Source organism: Sphingomonas pokkalii (genome assembly GCF_003096275.1).
Classification (GTDB): domain Bacteria; phylum Pseudomonadota; class Alphaproteobacteria; order Sphingomonadales; family Sphingomonadaceae; genus Sphingomonas; species Sphingomonas pokkalii.
In genome coordinates, this window is record NZ_QENQ01000001.1 from 691,548 (window position 1) to 709,561 (window position 18,014).

Genomic DNA, 18,014 nt, shown 5'->3' on the forward strand with positions numbered 1-18,014 from the left:
TTGACATGCGTATCGCACTGGCAGCAGCACTGGCCTTCGCGGCCTTCGGCTTCAACGGCACGGCCCAGGCGCAAGCCCAGGGCGGCATCGACCAGCGGGTCGATCGGCTGGAGCGCGAGATGCGCGCCGTGCAGCGCAAGGTGTTTCCCGGTGGCGCCGGGGCGACCGTGGAGCCCCAGATCACGCCCCAGGTCGATACGACCGCCCCCGGCGTGCCGGCCACCAACCCGCTGGCGGATCTCACCCAGCGGGTGGCGGCGCTGGAAGGACAGATCCAGACGCTGACGGGCCAGGTGGAGCAGAATCAGTATCGCGTTCGCCAGCTGGAGGAAGCGTTCGGCGCCTACAAGGCGGCCACCGACGGTCGGCTGAAGGCGCTGGAAACACCGCCGGTCCAGGCCGATGCAGCGCCCACCGATGCTGATGTCGCAGCCGCCGGGGATCCGGCGCCGCGCCCCGCCGCCGCGGCGGCGAAGCCCAGCGCCGATCGCGCCGCCAAGGTGGCCGCGGTGGAACGGCCGAACAGCGGCGATGCGGCCGAAGACCTGTACCTCTACGGATTCCGGCTCTGGCAGGCGAAGCTCTATCCCGAGGCCCGCAAGGCGCTGGAACAGGTCACGACCAAATATGCGAGCAGCAAGCGCGCCAGCTATGCCCGCAACCTGATCGGCCGCGCCTATCTGGACGATAATGCGCCGAGCCTGGCCGCTGTCGCCTTCTACGACAATTACAAGAAGGACCCGAACGGCGAGCGTGCACCGGACAGCCTCTATTATCTGGCGCAGGCGCTGGTGAAGCTGAACAAGCCGGCGGGCGAGGTCTGCAAGGTCTATGAAGAGCTGACCAAGGTCTATGGCGATCAGCTCTCGGCCGAAATGAAGGCGGGCGTCGCCAAGGGCCGTGCCGATCAGCGCTGCAAGTGACGCACCGCTGACCGGCGCGATCGCCGGCGCGGATATCGCCCGGTTCCGGGCGGATTGGGTGGCGCTCGCGGGCGAAGTGCCTGGCCCGGCAAGTATGATCGGTCTTGCCGTATCGGGGGGCGGGGACAGTCTTGCGCTGCTGCTGCTCGCAGCCGCGGCATTTCCCGATGCAGTGATCGCCGCCACCGTCGATCATGGTTTGCGCCCCGAATCAGCCGAGGAAGCGGCGGAGGTCGGGGCCCTGTGCACGCGCATCGGCGTGCCCCATGAGGTGCTTCGGCCGCCGCCCGAAAGCTTTGCGCGCGGCAATGTGCAGGATCGTGCGCGGGCAGCCCGCTATCGCTGCCTTGCCGATTGGGCGGCGGCGGCCGGTGCGCGCTGGGTTGCCATTGCGCACCAACAGGACGACCTTGCCGAAAGCTTCCTGATGCGGGCGCGGCGCGGTGCCGGCCTCTCCGGGCTGGCGGCAATGCTGCCGGCACGCAGGCTTGGGCCGGAGCGCGGAGCGGCGCTGCTGGTCCGCCCGTTGCTCGCCTGGTCGCGTGCGGAACTGGCGGCCTGCGTGGCCGCGGCGGGGATCGTGCCGGTGGAGGATCCGTCGAACAGCCACCCGCGATATGATCGCAGCCGGATGCGGGCGCTGCTGGCCGCCACCCCCGAACTGCCGGCCGCCCGGCTGGCGCGGGCCGCCGGCAATCTGCGCGATGCGGAAACCGCGCTCGGCTGGGTAGTGGACCGCGAATGGCGGGCGCGGGCCGAGCTCGCCGAGAGCGCTGCCCTGCTCGACATGGCGGGCCTGCCGCGCGAGCTTGTCCGTCGCCTGGCGGCGCGCGCGATCGCATCGCTTGGAAGCGGGGCGCCACCGCGCGGTTCCGGGCTTGACCGCCTGATCGCGGCGGTGGATGCCGGGGAGGTGGCGACGCTCTCGGGAGTCGTGGTGCGTCCGGGGCAGCGTTGGCACTTTGCGCCCGCGCCGCCGCGCCGATCACGGTGATCGACGTTGTTCCATTGTCATTAACGCCCCCATGCCTATCTTAGAGGCTGGAAAGGTACTGGGTACACGATGAGCGAAAACGGCAAGCAGCAAGGTCCGGAAAACGGGGGCAACAATCCCTGGATGAAGAGCCTGCTCATCTGGGTGGGAATTCTCGCGGCGCTCGCGCTGTTCGTTACGCTGTTCCAGGGCGGGCCGACGCAGCCGGCGGGCAATGCCATCCCGTATTCGACCTTCCTCGACAAGGTCGAGTCAGGCGACATCAAGGATGTCAACATCGCGGTCGGCAGCGGCGCGATCACCGGCAACACGAACGAGGGCAAGTTCCGAACGAACAATCCCGGCGATCCCAAGCTGGTGGAGACGCTGCGCGCCAAGGGCGTGGTGATCAACGCCCGGCCCGAGGATACGCCCTCGATCTGGCAGTACATCCTCGTCCAGTCGCTGCCGTTCCTGCTCTTCCTCGGCATCGCCTTCTTCGTGCTGCGCCAGATGCAGAAGAATTCGGGCTCGGGCGCGATGGGCTTCGGCAAGAGCCGTGCCCGTCTGCTGACCCAGAAGGAAGGCAAGGTCACCTTCGACGACGTCGCCGGCATCGATGAGGCACGCGAAGAGCTGCAGGAGATCGTCGAGTTCCTCAAGGATCCGTCGAAGTTCGCACGCCTCGGCGGCAAGATCCCCAAGGGCGCGCTGCTCGTCGGCTCGCCCGGCACCGGCAAGACGCTGCTCGCCCGCGCGATCGCCGGGGAGGCGGGCGTGCCCTTCTTCACCATTTCGGGTTCGGACTTCGTCGAGATGTTCGTCGGCGTCGGCGCCAGCCGTGTCCGCGACATGTTCGAGCAGGCCAAGAAGTCGGCGCCGTGCATCGTCTTCATCGACGAAATCGACGCGGTCGGCCGTTCGCGCGGCGCAGGGCTGGGCAACCAGAATGACGAGCGCGAGCAGACGCTGAACCAGCTGCTGGTCGAGATGGACGGCTTCGAGGCGAACGAAGGCATCATCATCGTCGCCGCGACCAACCGCCCCGACGTGCTCGATCCGGCGCTGCTGCGTCCGGGCCGCTTCGACCGCCAGGTGCAGGTGCCGCGCCCCGATATCGAGGGCCGCGTGAAGATCCTGCAGGTCCACATGAAGAAGGTGCCGATCGCACCGGACGTCGACGCCCGCGTCATCGCGCGCGGCACGCCGGGCTTCTCGGGTGCCGATCTCGCCAACCTCGTCAACGAGGCGGCGCTGCTCGCGGCGCGTCGCGGCAAGCGGCTGGTGGCGGCGCAGGAATTCGACGACGCCCGCGACAAGGTGCTGATGGGTGCCGAGCGCCGTTCGATGGTGATGACCGACGACGAGAAGCGGATGACCGCCTATCACGAAGCCGGCCACGCCCTGGTGTTCGCGCACGAGCCCACCGCCGATCCGATCCACAAGGCGACGATCATCCCGCGCGGCTTTGCGCTGGGCATGGTGCAGCCGCTGCCGGAGCGTGATTCGTACAGCTATCACCGCGACAAGATGCATGCCGACATCGCCGTGGCGTTCGGCGGCCGCGTCGCCGAGGAACTGATCTTCGGCTACGACAAGGTGAGCTCGGGCGCCTCGAACGACATCATGCAGGCGACCCGCCTTGCCCGCGCGATGGTCACCAAATGGGGCCTGTCGGACAATCTTGGGCCCCTGGACTTCTCCGAGAGCGAGGACAGCTTCACCGGCTATTCGGTGCAGCGCTCCAAGCCGATGTCGGACGAGACCGCGCGGCTGATCGATGCCGAGGTGAAGCGTTTCGTCGAGAAGGGCCTCAACCGCGCGCGCCAGATCCTGGGCGACCATATCGATCAGCTCCACACGATCGCGCTGGCGCTGCTCGAATATGAGACGCTGACCGGCGAGGAGATCAAGAAGCTCATCGCTGGCGAGACGCTGGATCGCGGCGATCCGACCGGCCTGCATGGGATGCCGGTTGCGGGCGGCACCTCGATCCCGAAGACGCGGCGGCTGAAGGGGCCGTTCGGTAACCCTGCGCCGCAGGGGGCCTGAGCCCGGATTGCCGGCGATTGCCCGGTTGGTCTAGAAACTGCTCCCGGATACACCATCCGGGAGCAGTTTTCGTATGCGCAAGGCGATGATGGCGGTTGCGGTGGGGCTCGGGTTGGTTGCCGCGCCGGCAAATGCGATGACGGTCGCCGACTTTCTCGCCAAGGTGACGGCGCTCAAGGCCAAGGGGCCGATGGCGATGCTTTCGGCGGATATCGGATTGCTGAAGCAGGAAATCGATACTGCCTCTGCCGCGTATCGCGCCGATCTTGCCGCTGCGGCCGCCGCTGGTAAGCGCCCGCGCAGCTGCCCGCCGCCCAAGGGGCAGGTGAAGATGGGCAGCGACGAACTGATCGCCGAGTTCGAGAGGATTCCGCCTGCCAAGCGCAATGTGAGCGTCAGCGCAGCTTTTGCGGCGATGATGCACCGCCGCTATCCCTGCCGGTAGCGTTCAGCCCATGATTCCGAGCAGCGCCAGGATCGTGAGGAACAGCATCGCGATGATGGTGATGAACCACAGCAATATGACCGTGCGCAGCATCGCCGAGCCCCAGCGCAGGCCATAGGCCTGCTTCAGCTGTCGGCAGAGATGTACCGGCGGCAGCACCAATGCGGCAAAGACCAGCGCGTCACTGGGCACATGGAGGGCGTTCAGCAGCGTGATGACGATGAACAGCAGCGACATCGCTGCGATCGAATAGGTCACGAACACCGCATGGTCGTACAGCTTATACTGTCGTTTCCAGAAGAACAGCAGCCACACGAACGGCAGCGACAGCGGTATCAGCAACCACGAGAATTTGTAGATGCTCGATTGCAGCTTGTAGAGCATCAGGGCCGGGTTCTTCTGCCACTTCTCGATACCGTGATCGAGCGTGTGCCATCCGGTATGCGCGGTGAACATCTCTTCCCGGTCCGCCCCTTGCGGGATTCGCTCGGCCGCCGCCTTCAGCCCGGCGATCTCGCCGTTCAACTTGGCGATATCGTCTTGCAGTTCCGCGCGATCGGAATCGTTCGCCGCCAGCTTGGCCAGTTTGGCGACTTTGTCGTCGCGGCGATCCTCCTGCTTCTTGATCGCCTGCTGGACCGCGGCCGCCGGCTTCACCGTCGCGCTGTCCAGTTCGGTCGGCGTCGAGATACCGAGGATCTGGAAGATCGCGAACATGGTGAAAATGGAAAACAGGAACATCGCCATCGGCGAGACGAAGCGCGCGCGCTCTCCGGCGACGTAGCGGCGGGTCAGGTCGCCCGGCCGCCAGGCGAGCAGCGGCAGGGTGCGCCACATCTTGCCCTCGAAATGCGCGACACCGTGCAGCAGTTCATGGCCGATCGCGCCCAGCGAGCGGTGGACATGCCCCGATTGCCCGCATTCATGGCAATGCGGGCCGATCAGCGCCGTGCCGCAATTCAGGCAGATCGTGCCATGCCCATGGTCCTCACCGGCATGCGGCTCCACCGCACGGCCGAGCAGGCCTCCCATCACCAGTTCGCCGGCTGCGTCGAATTCCCCCATGGGCCCAAAGGCTACCAGCTTCGCGCGCTTCGTGCTAGCGACCGCAGCATGGCTGATATCGATACGCCCGACACCCGGATGCTGATCGCCGACATGGGCCGCCGCGCCCGTGCCGCCGCCACCGTGCTGGCGGCGATGCCAAGCCCGGCCAAGGCGACCGCCCTTTGCGCCGCCGCTGCAGCGATCCGCACGGCGCAAGGCGCGATCCTCGCCGCCAATGCCGAGGACATGGCTGCGGGCAAGGCGAACGGCCTGTCCGACGCGATGCTCGACCGGTTGCTGCTCGATGCCAAGCGGATCGAGGATATGGCGGCCGGCATCGAAGCGGTCGCGGGCCTCGAAGACCCGGTGGGCAGCGCGATCGACGAGCGGACGCGGCCCAACGGCCTGGTGCTCAAGCGGGTGCGCGTGCCGATCGGGGTGATCGGGATCATCTACGAGAGCCGTCCCAACGTTACCGCCGATGCAGGCGCGCTGTGCCTGATGTCCGGCAACGCCGCGATCCTGCGCGGCGGGTCGGAGGCGATCCGATGCAACCGCGCGATCCATGCGGCACTGGTGCAGGGTCTCACCCAGGCCGGCCTGCCCGCCGATGCGATCCAATTGGTGCCGATCACCGATCGCGCCGCGGTGGGCGCGATGCTTACCGCCGAAGGGCTGATCGACATGGTCGTGCCGCGCGGCGGCAAGGGCCTGGTCGCGCGGGTCCAGGCCGAGGCGCGGGTACCGGTGCTCGCGCATCTGGACGGCATCAACCACACTTATGTCGACCGCGCCGCCGATCCAACGATGGCGGTGAAGCTTGCGGTCAACGCCAAGATGCGCCGCACCGGCATCTGCGGCTCGACCGAGACGCTGCTGATCGACCGCGCCTTCGGCGACCCCAAGCCCATCCTCGCCGCGTTGGCCGACGCCGGCTGCGAACTGCGCGGCGATGCTGACGTGCAGGCGCTCGACATGCGCGTGCGGCCGGCGACCGACGCGGATTGGGACACCGAGTATCTCGACGCGATCCTCTCGGTGAAGCTCGTCGACGGCGTGGACGCCGCGATGGCGCATATCGCCGCGCACAGCTCGCACCATACCGACGCGATCCTCACCGAGGAAGCGGACACGGCCGCGCGCTTCCTCAACGGCGTCGACAGTGCGATCGTGATGTGGAACGCCTCGACCCAGTTCGCCGATGGCGGCGAGTTCGGGCTGGGCGCCGAGATCGGCATTTCCACCGGTCGCCTCCATGCGCGCGGGCCGGTGGCGCTGGAGGGGCTCACGACGTACAAGTGGCTTGTGCTCGGCACCGGCCAGGCGCGGCCTTGAGCGTTTCTCCAAACCTTTGAAACGCATCGGACTTCTCGGGGGCTCGTTCAATCCGGCGCATCGCGGGCATCGGCGGCTGTCGCTCCATGCCCTGCGCGCGCTCGATCTCGATGAAGTGTGGTGGATGGTCTCGCCCGGCAATCCGCTCAAGGACAAGGCCGGCATGGCGCCGTTCCAGGCGCGCATGGCGTCGGCACGGGCGATGGCGCGGCATGCGCCGATCCGGCCGACCGCCATCGAGAAGAAACTGAAGACCCGCTATACCGCCGATACGCTCACCAGGCTGCCCCGGCTCTATCCGAATCACCGCTTCATCTGGCTGATGGGGGCGGACAATCTGGCGCAGTTCCATCGCTGGGAACGGTGGCGGCACATCGCCCGTCAGGTTCCGATTGCGGTTATCGCGCGTCCGGGCTATGATCGCGGTGCCCATGCAAGTCCTGCAATGGGTTGGCTGCGGCGCGCTGTGCGGCCCGCAGGTCAGGCGAAACATTGGACGCGATGGAGATTGCCGGCACTTGTGCTGTTGCGCTTCCGCCCCGATCCGACGTCGGCAACGCGCCTTCGGGCTGCCGATCCTGCCTGGCACCGGCGATTCCTCGGCACTTCTCCACGCATGGAAGAGGAAGCGCCGACGCCGTCTCCACTCACATCGCACAGAACGTCGCTAGACTAGGAGCAACCTTGGCCACATCCCCCAATATGCAGCGTTCGAACGACGCCGACAGCGTCGAAGCGCTGCATAGGCTCGTGCTCACTTCGCTGGAAGACGATCAGGCGGTGGAAACCGTCTCGATCCCGCTCGCCGGCAAGAGCAGCATTGCCGATTACATGGTGATCGCATCGGGTCGCTCGACCCGGCAGGTCGCCTCGATGGCGATGAAGCTGGCAGAGAAGCTGAAGGCAGAGCAGGGCCGCACGCCGCGTGTCGAAGGCCTTCCGGCCGCCGACTGGGTGTTGATCGATGCGGGCGACGTGATCGTCCACCTGTTCCGCCCGGAAGTGCGCAGCTTCTACAATCTCGAGCGGATGTGGTCGTTCGAGGGCCAGGCCTGATCTGAAACCGAAGGCGCGCGCGCCATGTTGCTGCACATCGTCGCGCGCGGCCGGATCGGGCGCAGCCCCGAGGCCGAGCTGGTCGACCGCTATCTGAAGCGGGTGACCTGGCCGGTGCGCGTCACCGAATTGCCCGATACCGGGGGCAAGATGCCCATTCTGGCCCCCGGTACCCGCGTCGTCATGCTCGATGAACTCGGCGAGAACCTGCCTTCCAAAGCGCTGGCCACCCGGCTGGGCGCCTGGCGCGACGACGGGGTGCGCGAGACGCGGTTTCTGATCGGCGCGGCGGATGGTTTCGACGATGTCGATCGAAAGGCGGCGGACATGCTGCTTTCCTTCGGCAAGGCGACCTGGCCGCATATGATGGCCCGCGCGATGCTCGCCGAGCAATTGTGGCGGGCGGCGTCGATCCTTGCCAACCATCCCTATCACCGTGAAGGCTGAACCATGGGGCCGCGGCGCAGCCTGATCCTGGCGGCGGCGCTGGCTGCGATTGCCGCGGCGGGTGCGCTGGGCCAGCCGCGCCCGGATACCACCCAGGTCCGCGCGCGCGCGTTGCTCGATGCCGGCGAAGCGGCCCGCGCGGCGGAAGCGCGCGCGGTGGCATTCGACCGGGCGGCGGCAGCCGAACGCGATCAGGCTGCGCGTGCGCGCGCCGAACAGGATGCCGCGGCGGAGCGGGTAACGGCTGCCGAAGCGGCCCTCGCGGCTGCCCAGGCGCGGCTCGCCCTGCTCGATCACTTGCGCGAGCGGCAGCGCGCAGCGCTTGGCGAGCGCCAGCGCCCGGCGCTGGAACTGGTGGCGGCGCTGCAGGCGATGGCCCGCCGCCCGGCGGTGCTTGCGCTCGCACAGCCGGGTTCGGCAGAAGATATGGTGCATGTCCGCGCCACGCTGGCGAGCCTGTTGCCGGCGATCGAGGCGCGGAGCGCTGGTGTGCGGGCCGATCTCGATCGATCGCGGAAGCTGCGCTCCGCCGCTGCCGCCGCTGCCGCCGAATGCGCGGCCCGCACCGCCGGGCTGGAGCGAGCGCGGCTGGCGGCGGTGCAACTGGAGGCGTCCCACCGGTTGCGAGCGGCGGTGCTCGGCCGCAGCGCCTTGGCGGAAGCGGATCGCGCGCTGGCGTTGGGGGAGGCGGCGCGAGACCTGGCAGCGCATTTCCGGCGCACCGAAAGCGACGAACAGCTCCAGGCGCAATTGTTGGGGCTGTCCGGCCCGTTGCCGCGGCCCGATGCGGCGCCGGTACCGGCCCGGGCCCCGGCACCCTATCGCCTGCCGGTTGTCGGGCGGCTCGTCACCGGATTTGGCGAGCTTTCCTCGGCCGGGGTGCGGGCCCGGGGCCTGCGCTTCGCGGTTGCGCCGGGTGCGCAGGTCGTCGCGCCGTCCGCCGCCACCGTGGCCTATGCCGCGCCATTCCCCGGCTATGGCGGGGTCGTGATCCTGGATCACGGCAAGGGCTGGACGAGCCTGATCGCCGGGCTCGCCACCTTGGAGGTCCGGGCGGGTATGCGCGTGGCGCAGGGGGCGCGGATCGGCAGCGCCGGGCGAGGCGATGCGCCGGCGATCACGGTCGAGCTGCGCCGGCGGGGCGAGCCGCTGGACCTGACCCAATTGCTCGACTGACAGGCCGTGCAAAAGCCGTTATCGTCTCCTAGATCAGGCGGGTCGCCTTACCGGAAAGTCTCTTGATGCTGCGTTCGTTTCTACAGGTTACCGCCGCCGTCGGCGCGCTTGCGATCATTCCCATAACATCCGGCGCCATGGCGGGAGTCGACACCAGCAGCTACCGTGAGCTCGATACCTTCATGGAAGTCTATAACACCGTGAAGGCGAATTACGTCGACAAGGTGGATGACAAGACGCTGGTGAAGGGCGCGATCGAAGGCATGTTGGCGGCGCTCGATCCGCACAGCAGCTATGCCGATGGGCTCGACTTCGATAATCTGAAGATCCAGACCGAGGGCAATTACGGCGGCCTTGGCCTCACCGTCACGCAACAGGACGGCGCGGTGAAGGTGATCGCGCCGACCGAGGACGGGCCGGCGGCGCGCGCGGGCATCAAGTCGGGCGATTTCATCACCCATCTCGACGGCAAGTTCATCGTCGGTGGCAGCCTGGACGAGGCGATCACCCAGATGCGCGGGAAGCCGGGGACCAAGATCGCGTTGACGGTGGTGCGCCCCGGCACCGACAAGCCGCTGCAATTCACCCTGACCCGCGAGATAATCACCCAGAAGCCGGTGAAGTGGGAGGTGAAGAACGGCATCGGCATCATCAACATCAACACCTTCACCGCGCGTACCGGCGGCGATACGGCGCTGGCGATCCAGGAGATCGACAAGAAGCTCGGACACAAGCCGCTCGGCTATATCGTCGATCTTCGGGCGAACGGCGGCGGCCTGCTGACCGAAGCGATCGCCGTTTCCGATGTCTTCCTCAGCCATGGCGAGATCGTGTCGCAGCGCGGCCGCGAGAAGGGGGATATCGAACGCTATTACGCCGAAAGCGTGTTCCCGGGCGATCTCGCCAAGGGGCTGCCGGTGATCGTGCTGGTCGATTCGGGTACCGCCTCCGCATCGGAGATCGTCGCCGGCGCGTTGCAGGACCATCACCGGGCGCTGGTGATGGGCGTGCGCAGCTTCGGCAAGGGATCGGTGCAGACCATCCTGCCGATGGGCCAGCGCGCCGCGCTGCGCCTGACCACCGCGCGCTACTACACGCCGTCCGGCCATTCGGTGCAGGAAGGCGGCATCAAGCCGGATATCCTGGTCCCGCAGCTTTCCGATCCCGATTACAAGTCGCGCCCGATCCTGCGCGAAGCCGATCTGCGGCGCCACCTGATCAACCAGCAGAAGGTGGATGACGGCGTGCTGGAAGAGGATACCACCACCGATCCCCGCTTTGCCGCCACCGCGGAAGAGCTGAAGAAGAAGGGCGTCGAGGATTTCCAGCTCGCTTATGCCCTGCAGACGATCGGGCGGTTGGCGCAGACCGGCGCTGCGGGGAAAGGCAAATGAGCGTGATGCCGCGGACGACCCCGGCGCTTGCCCGCTGGATCGCGTTGCTGCTGCCCTTGGCGCTGCTGGGCGGGGCGATCGGATCGCAGTTTCTGGGTGGTCTGGTGCCGTGCGAAATGTGCGTGTGGCAGCGCTGGCCGCATCTGGCTGCGATCGTGGTTGCGCTGCTTGCCTTTGCGGTGCGCGGGCGCAGCGCGGTGACGGCATTGGTGCTGCTCGCCGCGGTGCTGATCGCGATCAGCGGCGCGATCGGCGTCTATCATGCCGGCACCGAATATCATTGGTGGCAGGGCATCACTGCCTGCACGGCAGCGCCGACCCAGGGCTCGCCCATGGACATGCTGACAGAAGCGCTGCGCCGGCCGATCGTGCGCTGCGACGTGCCGCAATGGACGATGGCCGGCATCAGCCTGGCTGGCTTTAATGCCATCTTCTCGCTGGGCGGCGCGGCGCTTATCGCTCTGCTCGCAATCAGGAGGCCGGTACGATGAGCTGGAAACCGGGCGATCGGCGCGAAAGCCGCACGGCGATGGTGCGCGTCGACCAGGCGGGCGAATATGGCGCCACCCGCATCTATGCGGGGCAGCTGGCGGTGATGGGCGACCGTACCACGGCGGCGCGCACGATCAACGGCATGGCCAATCAGGAAGAGCATCACCGCGCCTTCTTCGACGCGATGATCGCGAAGCGCGGCGTGCGGCCGACGCTGCTCCAGCCCTTCTGGGATGTGGCCGGGTTCGGGCTGGGCGTGGTGACGGCGGCGATGGGGCCGCAGGCGGCGATGGCGTGCACCGCCGCGATCGAGACGGAGATCGACCTGCATTACCAGCAGCAGCTGGAGCAGCTGGGCGACGAGGATCCGGAACTGCGCGACGCCGTCGCGCGCTTTCGCGACGAAGAAATCGAACATCGCGACACGGCGATCGCATCGGGTGCGGAGAATGTGCCGGCCTATCCGTTATTATCGGGGATGATCCGGGCCGGCTGTCGATTCGCCATCGCGGTTTCGAAGCGGATCTGAAAGCAGGCGTTAAGGCGTCTGCGACGATAGTGGAACGGATTAGGGCAGAGGAGAAACAGGGTGCTCAAGACGATCGCTTTCATCACCGCGGCCGTAGCGGCCCCGCTGCTGCTGCCCGGTGCCGCCCAGGCGCAGAATGCCGTGCAGAACGGCGTGCTGATCATCTATGGCAACGACAAATGCCCGACCAACAAGAACGGGGAGGAAATCGTCGTGTGCCAGCGGCTCGACGAGGGCGAGCGTTTCCGCATCCCCAAGACGATCCGCGACACCACGCCGACCTCCCCGCAGAAAGGGGAAAGCTGGGCAGTGCGGTCTCAGGATGCATTGACCGCCGGCAATTTCGGCACCGGCAGCTGCTCGACCGTGGGTGCAGGCGGGGGCACGGGATGTTTCGTGCAGCGCGCCACGGCTGCGCGCGCCGAGCGCCGCGCCCAGAAGAAGGCCGAGACGGACCTGCCGTTGCCCTGATCCGGCCCCCGATCCGGCCCCGGATCAAGCCGGTGCGCGCGTGATCCAGGCGGGCGCGGGCAATCGCACCGCGTCCGCGATCAGCCACAGCATCGCGATGCCGCGCACGCTCGCGGCGATCAATATGTCGTGCGGCGTCGCATAGGGCCAGGCTCCCTCCAGGCCGGCAAACCACCAGAACTCAGCGAAATAGGCGGCGATGTCGCCGATCACGAACAGCGCCAGCGGCTTGAGGCGGGGGCTCGTCATCACCAGCATCGGGTAGAGCCACAGGTCGAACTGGGGCGAATACACCTTGTTCGTCAGCATGAACCAGGCGAGCACGGGGGTGAACAGCACCCACAGCTGCGCACGGTGCTGCCGCCAGCCCAGCGCGATGATCGCCGCCGCGCCTGCCACAAAGGCCAGCGCCGCATATAGATTGCGCTCCGCGATCCCCGTGCTCCAGAACTGCTGCGCCGCCAGGATTTCCCACGCCGATCCGGCGGTGCCCGCACGCTCCTGCGAGAAACGGTAGAATTCGGACCAGTTTTCCGGCGCCGCCAGCGCGACCGGCAGGTTCACCGCCGCCCAGGTGCCGATCGCCACCAGCGTGCAGGTGGCGGCCGTGGCGATCCGCTCCCGCCACGATCGGCCGGGCGCGAACAGTGCGGAAAGGCCGATCAGCGGCAGCAGCAGCACCGGGAACAGCTTCGCCGCCGCGCCAAGCGCCGCGAGCGCCGCCGCCAGTACCAGTTGCTGGCGGCGGGCGGCGAGCAGCGCCGCGACGGCGAGCGTGCCCGCTCCCAGGTCCCAGTTATGCCCGAGATAGAGGATCAGCGGCGGCGCGGCGGCCCAGAGCCACAGGCGGGTCCGATCCATGCCGGCGCGCAGGAACATCCACAGGATCAGCCCCGCCAGCAGCGCATTGACCAGGGTTACAGCGGCCAGAAACGTAGCGGCGTTGGCGAATGTGCCGAAAAGGCCGCGCGCCAACGCGCCTTCGAGCCAGATCTGCAGCCCGGTAAGCACCGGATATTCCATCGGCGTCTGGAAATAGGGGATCATCCCCTGATCGACATGGCGCTGCCCCCAGAACGGCACCGCGTCGCTATAGCAGCCGGTGGTATATTGGATGGCGTTCACCCAGCCATGCGCGGTGCAATGCGCCTTGAACCACCAACTGAGCACGCAGGTGAGCGCCATGGTGAGCACCAGCGCGCGGGCGCGCCCATCGATCCGCTGAATCATCCCGAACCCCTTCGCCCTCGCTGGTACAGGGCCGATAGCCGAGCGTCCATCTGGACACGGCGAGTTTCGGAACATAAAAGGAACAAATGGCGCAACTCGATACCCGTGCGAAGCTGGCGATTCTTGCCGATGCCGCGAAATATGATGCGTCCTGTGCGTCTTCGGGGACGACCAGGCGCACGTCGAAGGATGGCAAGGGGCTGGGCTCCACGACCGGGATGGGCATCTGCCACGCCTATGCGCCGGACGGGCGCTGCATCAGCCTGCTCAAGATCCTGCTGACCAACAGCTGCATCTTCGACTGCCATTACTGCATCAACCGCAAGAGCTCGAACGTGCGGCGCGCGCGGTTCACGCCGGCCGAGGTGGTGGATCTGACGCTCAATTTCTATCGGCGGAATTATATCGAGGGGCTGTTCCTCTCCTCGGGTATCATCCGTTCGTCCAACTACACGATGGAGCAGCTGGTCGAGGTCGCGCGCTGCTTGCGCGAGGACCATGATTTCCGGGGCTATATCCACCTGAAGACGATCCCGGATGCGGACCCGGCGCTGGTCCACCAGGCGGGGCTCCATGCCGATCGCGTCTCGATCAATGTCGAACTGCCGACGGTGGCCGGGCTCACGCGGCTGGCGCCCGAGAAATCCGCGCCGCGCATCGAAGGCGCGATGCTGGGGATGCGCAGCGCGATCGAGGACGGGGCGGATGCGCGCAAACGCTACCGCTCGGCGCCCAGGTTCGCGCCTGCCGGACAGTCGACGCAGATGATCGTCGGCGCCGATGCCGCGACGGACGGCGATATCATCGGCCGCGCGGCCGGGCTGTACGATCGTTTCGGTTTGCGCCGCGTCTATTATTCGGCGTTCAGCCCGATTCCCGATGCGAGCGCGGTGCTGCCGCTCCAGCGCCCGCCCTTGATGCGCGAGCATCGGCTGTACCAGTCCGACTGGCTGATGCGCTTCTACGCGTACCGCCCGGACGAAGTGGCGCAGGCGGTGGACCCGGCGACGGGGATGCTGCCGCTCGACATCGATCCCAAGCTCGCCTGGGCGCTGCGCTTCCGAGACCGCTTCCCCGTCGACGTCAACCGCGCCCCGCGCGAGGCGTTGCTGCGCGTGCCGGGCTTGGGCACCAAGGCGGTCGCCTCGATCCTTGCGGCGCGAAAATGGCGGCGGCTGCGGCTGGAGGATGTCGCCCGGCTCACCGTCTCGCTGGCGAAGATCCGCCCGTTCCTCGTCACCGCCGACTGGCGGCCCGTGGCGTTGACCGACAAGGCCGATCTGCGCGCCTGGTTGGCGCCGAAAACCGAGCAACTCGAACTTTTTGCGGCATGATGGGGGGGCTTGCGAACGACTCGCGCGAGCAACCTAGTCGCGTGCGGCCGGTTGGGGCTGGGAAACCAGGGAGAGACCCACATGGCCAAGCAATCGCGCATCTTCGCCGACCTCATCGCCGACCATGATCGTCAGCGCGACCTTATCGCCAGGATCGACGTCACGACCGGCGACAGCCAGGAGCGGCGCGACCTGTTCGAGCAGCTCCGCCTCGAACTCCAGTCCCATGCCGCGGCCGAGGAGGAATCGCTATATGCGACGATGCTCGCCGATCCGGATCTGCGCGAGGACGCGCGGCATTCGGTGTCCGAGCATAAGGAAGTCGACGACATGCTCGGCGAGCTGATGGACATCGACATGGCGTCTTCCGGCTGGCTCACCAAGTTCCGGGCGATGAAGGATCGGTACCTCCACCATATCGACGAGGAGGAGGAAGAGATGTTCCCGACGGCCGAGAAGGCGCTGTCTTCCGAAGAGGAGGAGCGGCTGGGCAAGGTCTTCGAGAAGCGCAAGCCCAAGGAATTGGCGCGGGCCGAAGCCCATCCGCCGGGCGACGACCGCGAGTAAGCGTTGCGCGCCGTCACGCTTGCCGCCGAGGATGATTTCGAAGGCTGGCGCGATGCAGCGCGGGCGCTGGCCCAGGCGCATGTTGCGCCGGCGGAGGTGGTTTGGCGGGTTGGGGATGCGCCGGGGGATCTGTTTGCCCCGACTCCCCCTCACCCTTCCGCGCCTTCGGCGCTCCCTCCCTCTCCCACAAGGGGAGAGGGAGAATTGGCGTCCAACTCCCTCTCCCCTTGTAGGAGAGGGAAGGGGCCCGCTGCCGAAGGCAGTGGGAAGGGTGAGGGGGACGCTCGTCTAAAAGTCCCCCGCGCCTTCCTCGACCTCGCCCAGACGGTCATCCTGCATTCGGACTCGCAGCGCTTTGCCCTGCTCTACACGCTGCTCGCCACCGATCCGCGCCGGATCGAGGACCGCGCAGACCCGCTGGTCCGTCGGCTGGAGCTTATGGCCAAGGCGGTACGCCGCGATATTCACAAGATGCGCGCCTTTGTCCGCTTCCGCGAACTGGTCGACGAGGGCGGCCCCCGCTTCATTGCCTGGTTCGAACCCGAACATCACATCGTCCGGGCCAATGCCCGCTTCTTCGTCGAGCGGTTCGCGAACATGCGCTGGTCGATCCTAACCCCCGAAGTGTCGCTCCATTGGGACGGTACCACGCTCAGTGAAGGCCCGGCGGCCAGCCGCGGCGACGCCCCCGCCGACGATCCGGTCGAGGCGGTGTGGAAGACCTATTATGCCGCCATCTTCAATCCGGCGCGGCTGAAGACCGGTGCGATGCTGAAGGAAATGCCGCGCAAATACTGGAAGAACATGCCCGAGACGGCGTTGGTCAAGGAACTGGTGGCCGGCGCCCGGGCGCGGGAGACGGCGATGGTGGAGACGGCGCGCCATTCCGTCGGCGGCAATGTGCAGGGCGCCTGGGAGGCACTGCGCGACGAGGCGGCGGCGTGCACCCGCTGCCCGCTCTACGCGCCGGCGACGCAGACGGTGTTCGGCGAGGGCCCTCTGGATGCCGATATGATGCTGGTCGGCGAGCAGCCGGGCGACCAGGAGGATCTTGCCGGCCGCGCATTTGTCGGCCCTGCCGGGCAGATGCTCGATCGCGCGTTGGACGCGGCGGGAATCGATCGCGGCAAGCTCTACATTACCAACGCGGTCAAGCATTTCAAGTTCGAGCCGCGCGGCAAGCGCCGAATCCACGCCAGGCCCGATGCCGGCGAGATCACCGCCTGCCGCTGGTGGTACGCGCAGGAAGTCGCGCTGGTCCGCCCCAAGCTGGTCGTGGCGCTCGGCGCCACCGCCGCGCGCCAGATCACCGGCAAGGCGGCGACGATTTCCAGGCTGCGCGGCCAGAAGCTTGCGCTGCCCGACGGCGCCACCGGCTGGGTGACCGTGCACCCGAGCTACCTGCTGCGCCTGCCCGACGCCGAGGCGGCCGCGCAGGCCTATCGCGACTTCGTCGCCGATCTGCGCGGCGCCCGGGCCCTGCTCGACGGCGCGATGCCCCTTGCGCGAAACGATCCTCAGGCCGATGTTTCGGCTTTAACCCCCGTCCTGTAAGGGGCGGGCAATCGGCATTGGATGCATTGGGGATATTGGTGGCAGATCCATACGGTACGCTCGGGGTGGCGCGCGGCGCGAGCGAGGACGAGATCAAGAAGGCCTATCGTAAGCTCGCCAAGGAGCTGCATCCCGATCGCAACAAGGATAATCCGAAGGCTTCGGAGAAGTTCAGCCAGGTCACCCAAGCCTATGACCTGCTGACCGACAAGGACAAGCGCGCCCGTTTCGACCGCGGCGAGATCGATGGCGATGGCAACCCCACCGCGCCGTTCGGCTTTGGCGCCGGTGCGGGCGGCGCCGGCGGATTCCGCCCCGGCGGCGGACAGTTCGATTTCGGTGGCGGAGAAGCGGATCTCGGCGACATTTTCGAAGGACTGTTCGGCGGCGGCAAACGCGGCGGTGGCGGGTTCAGCGGCGGCTTTGGCGGCTTTGGCCGGCGCCCCCAGCCCAAGGGCGCCAATATCGCCTATCGGCTCGCCGTCTCGTTCGAGGACGCGGCGAAGCTCGCTCCCCAGCGGATCACGCTGCGAGACGGCAAGACGATCGATCTCAAGCTGCCCGCCGGCCTGGAGGAAGGCACGCAGATGCGCCTCGCGGGCAAGGGGGAGGAAGGCCCGGGCGGCCCGGGGGATGCGATCGTAACGATCGAGATCCAGTCGCATCGATTCTACACCCGCGATGGCGACGATATCCGGCTCGACCTGCCGGTGACGCTCAACGAGGCCGTGCTCGGTGCGCAGGTGCGCGTTCCAACCCCGGACGGCCCCGTGATGCTGACGGTGCCGAAGGGGGCAAGTTCGGGCAAGGTCCTGCGCCTCAAGGGGCGCGGCTTCCACAAAAGGGGGAGCGGGCGTGGCGATCTGTTCGTAACGCTGATGGTCGAACTGCCGGCGCACGACGAAGCGTTGGTCGAATTCGCCAAGAGCTGGCAGGACAAGGGGAACCCACGCGCGCGCATGGGCGTCTGATCCCTTGTGGAAGAACCG

The 18,014-nt window shown here is 67.3% G+C and carries 19 protein-coding genes; 17 read left to right on the forward strand and 2 right to left on the reverse strand.

From position 1 onward, the window contains the following. The first annotated feature begins 5 nt into the window (after positions 1 to 5). The 4 genes from DD559_RS03265 (at position 6) to DD559_RS03280 (ending at position 4,393) form a co-directional block, all read left to right on the forward strand. Complete coding sequence (locus DD559_RS03265; protein ID WP_116467926.1) at positions 6 to 923, forward strand: tol-pal system YbgF family protein; 918 nt, start codon at positions 6 to 8, stop codon at positions 921 to 923. After that, positions 901 to 1,917 (forward strand): tRNA lysidine(34) synthetase TilS, encoded by a 1,017-nt coding sequence (gene tilS / locus DD559_RS03270; protein ID WP_116467927.1) that lies wholly within the window; start codon positions 901 to 903, stop codon positions 1,915 to 1,917. Before DD559_RS03265 ends, tilS begins: the two co-directional genes overlap by 23 nt. Before the next feature lie 69 nt (positions 1,918 to 1,986). Then, positions 1,987 to 3,948, forward strand: a complete 1,962-nt coding sequence (ftsH, locus tag DD559_RS03275) for an ATP-dependent zinc metalloprotease FtsH (RefSeq protein WP_116467928.1) — start codon at positions 1,987 to 1,989, stop codon at positions 3,946 to 3,948. Positions 3,949 to 4,021: 73 nt separating this feature from the next. After that, complete coding sequence (locus DD559_RS03280) at positions 4,022 to 4,393, forward strand: hypothetical protein (protein ID WP_116467929.1); 372 nt, start codon at positions 4,022 to 4,024, stop codon at positions 4,391 to 4,393. A gap of 3 nt (positions 4,394 to 4,396) precedes the next feature. Here DD559_RS03280 and DD559_RS03285 read toward each other — a convergent pair whose 3' ends face one another. Continuing rightward, positions 4,397 to 5,458 carry a DUF3667 domain-containing protein gene (locus tag DD559_RS03285; protein WP_116467930.1) on the reverse strand — a complete coding sequence of 354 codons (1,062 nt, stop codon included), beginning with the start codon at positions 5,456 to 5,458 and terminating at the stop codon, positions 4,397 to 4,399. 48 nt (positions 5,459 to 5,506) lie between these two features. On the opposite strand from DD559_RS03285, the gene DD559_RS03290 reads away from it, so the two are divergent. The 9 genes from DD559_RS03290 (at position 5,507) to DD559_RS03330 (ending at position 12,340) form a co-directional block, all read left to right on the forward strand. Further along, entirely contained in the window at positions 5,507 to 6,775 is a 1,269-nt protein-coding gene (locus DD559_RS03290) for a glutamate-5-semialdehyde dehydrogenase (RefSeq protein ID WP_116470681.1), read from the forward strand. Between the two features lie 16 nt (positions 6,776 to 6,791). After that, positions 6,792 to 7,451 carry a nicotinate-nucleotide adenylyltransferase gene (locus tag DD559_RS03295; RefSeq protein WP_116467931.1) on the forward strand — a complete coding sequence of 220 codons (660 nt, stop codon included), beginning with the start codon at positions 6,792 to 6,794 and terminating at the stop codon, positions 7,449 to 7,451. A 26-nt stretch (positions 7,452 to 7,477) separates the two neighbouring features. Further along, the gene (gene rsfS, locus DD559_RS03300) at positions 7,478 to 7,831 is read left to right on the forward strand and encodes a ribosome silencing factor (RefSeq protein ID WP_116467932.1); all 354 of its coding nucleotides are present in this window, start codon (positions 7,478 to 7,480) and stop codon (positions 7,829 to 7,831) included. Between the two features lie 24 nt (positions 7,832 to 7,855). Beyond that, complete coding sequence (locus DD559_RS03305; RefSeq protein WP_116467933.1) at positions 7,856 to 8,278, forward strand: 23S rRNA (pseudouridine(1915)-N(3))-methyltransferase RlmH; 423 nt, start codon at positions 7,856 to 7,858, stop codon at positions 8,276 to 8,278. Positions 8,279 to 8,281: 3 nt separating this feature from the next. Continuing rightward, entirely contained in the window at positions 8,282 to 9,454 is a 1,173-nt protein-coding gene (locus tag DD559_RS03310; protein ID WP_116467934.1) for a murein hydrolase activator EnvC family protein, read from the forward strand. Between the two features lie 65 nt (positions 9,455 to 9,519). Next, on the forward strand, positions 9,520 to 10,848 hold the full coding sequence (locus DD559_RS03315) for a S41 family peptidase (protein ID WP_116467935.1): 1,329 nt from the start codon (positions 9,520 to 9,522) through the stop codon (positions 10,846 to 10,848). After that, complete coding sequence (locus DD559_RS03320) at positions 10,845 to 11,339, forward strand: disulfide bond formation protein B (RefSeq protein ID WP_206364437.1); 495 nt, start codon at positions 10,845 to 10,847, stop codon at positions 11,337 to 11,339. Before DD559_RS03315 ends, DD559_RS03320 begins: the two co-directional genes overlap by 4 nt. Then, complete coding sequence (locus tag DD559_RS03325) at positions 11,336 to 11,869, forward strand: demethoxyubiquinone hydroxylase family protein (protein WP_116467936.1); 534 nt, start codon at positions 11,336 to 11,338, stop codon at positions 11,867 to 11,869. The genes DD559_RS03320 and DD559_RS03325 overlap by 4 nt, the downstream gene beginning before the upstream one ends. A gap of 60 nt (positions 11,870 to 11,929) precedes the next feature. Continuing rightward, a complete protein-coding gene (locus DD559_RS03330; RefSeq protein WP_116467937.1) occupies positions 11,930 to 12,340 on the forward strand; it encodes a hypothetical protein in 411 nt (136 codons plus the stop codon). A 24-nt stretch (positions 12,341 to 12,364) separates the two neighbouring features. Here the strand turns inward: DD559_RS03330 and DD559_RS03335 are convergent, their stop codons facing one another. Beyond that, complete coding sequence (locus DD559_RS03335) at positions 12,365 to 13,570, reverse strand: glycosyltransferase family protein (RefSeq protein WP_116467938.1); 1,206 nt, start codon at positions 13,568 to 13,570, stop codon at positions 12,365 to 12,367. Between the two features lie 86 nt (positions 13,571 to 13,656). Here DD559_RS03335 and DD559_RS03340 point away from each other — a divergent pair, with 86 nt between their 5' ends. The 4 genes from DD559_RS03340 (at position 13,657) to DD559_RS03360 (ending at position 17,996) form a co-directional block, all read left to right on the forward strand. Next, the gene (locus tag DD559_RS03340; protein ID WP_116467939.1) at positions 13,657 to 14,904 is read left to right on the forward strand and encodes a putative DNA modification/repair radical SAM protein; all 1,248 of its coding nucleotides are present in this window, start codon (positions 13,657 to 13,659) and stop codon (positions 14,902 to 14,904) included. A gap of 81 nt (positions 14,905 to 14,985) precedes the next feature. Continuing rightward, complete coding sequence (locus tag DD559_RS03345) at positions 14,986 to 15,471, forward strand: hemerythrin domain-containing protein (RefSeq protein ID WP_116467940.1); 486 nt, start codon at positions 14,986 to 14,988, stop codon at positions 15,469 to 15,471. Between the two features lie 3 nt (positions 15,472 to 15,474). Continuing rightward, positions 15,475 to 17,025: a UdgX family uracil-DNA binding protein gene (locus DD559_RS03355; protein WP_438270365.1), complete on the forward strand. Its 1,551-nt coding sequence runs from the start codon at positions 15,475 to 15,477 to the stop codon at positions 17,023 to 17,025. A 38-nt stretch (positions 17,026 to 17,063) separates the two neighbouring features. Continuing rightward, entirely contained in the window at positions 17,064 to 17,996 is a 933-nt protein-coding gene (locus tag DD559_RS03360) for a DnaJ C-terminal domain-containing protein (protein WP_116470683.1), read from the forward strand. Positions 17,997 to 18,014 lie beyond the last annotated feature (18 nt).

Bases quoted from the DNA above. Each gene is read 5' to 3' on its own strand.
- DD559_RS03265 (WP_116467926.1), top strand. From the start codon at position 6: ATGCGTATCGCACTGGCAGCAGCACTGGCCTTCGCGGCCTTCGGCTTC.
- ftsH (WP_116467928.1), top strand. From the start codon at position 1,987: ATGAGCGAAAACGGCAAGCAGCAAGGTCCGGAAAACGGGGGCAACAAT.
- DD559_RS03280 (WP_116467929.1), top strand. From the start codon at position 4,022: ATGCGCAAGGCGATGATGGCGGTTGCGGTGGGGCTCGGGTTGGTTGCC.
- DD559_RS03285 (WP_116467930.1), bottom strand. From the start codon at position 5,458: ATGGGGGAATTCGACGCAGCCGGCGAACTGGTGATGGGAGGCCTGCTC.
- DD559_RS03290 (WP_116470681.1), top strand. From the start codon at position 5,507: ATGGCTGATATCGATACGCCCGACACCCGGATGCTGATCGCCGACATG.
- rsfS (WP_116467932.1), top strand. From the start codon at position 7,478: ATGCAGCGTTCGAACGACGCCGACAGCGTCGAAGCGCTGCATAGGCTC.
- DD559_RS03305 (WP_116467933.1), top strand. From the start codon at position 7,856: ATGTTGCTGCACATCGTCGCGCGCGGCCGGATCGGGCGCAGCCCCGAG.
- DD559_RS03310 (WP_116467934.1), top strand. From the start codon at position 8,282: ATGGGGCCGCGGCGCAGCCTGATCCTGGCGGCGGCGCTGGCTGCGATT.
- DD559_RS03315 (WP_116467935.1), top strand. From the start codon at position 9,520: ATGCTGCGTTCGTTTCTACAGGTTACCGCCGCCGTCGGCGCGCTTGCG.
- DD559_RS03320 (WP_206364437.1), top strand. From the start codon at position 10,845: ATGAGCGTGATGCCGCGGACGACCCCGGCGCTTGCCCGCTGGATCGCG.
- DD559_RS03325 (WP_116467936.1), top strand. From the start codon at position 11,336: ATGAGCTGGAAACCGGGCGATCGGCGCGAAAGCCGCACGGCGATGGTG.
- DD559_RS03335 (WP_116467938.1), bottom strand. From the start codon at position 13,570: ATGATTCAGCGGATCGATGGGCGCGCCCGCGCGCTGGTGCTCACCATG.
- DD559_RS03340 (WP_116467939.1), top strand. From the start codon at position 13,657: ATGGCGCAACTCGATACCCGTGCGAAGCTGGCGATTCTTGCCGATGCC.
- DD559_RS03345 (WP_116467940.1), top strand. From the start codon at position 14,986: ATGGCCAAGCAATCGCGCATCTTCGCCGACCTCATCGCCGACCATGAT.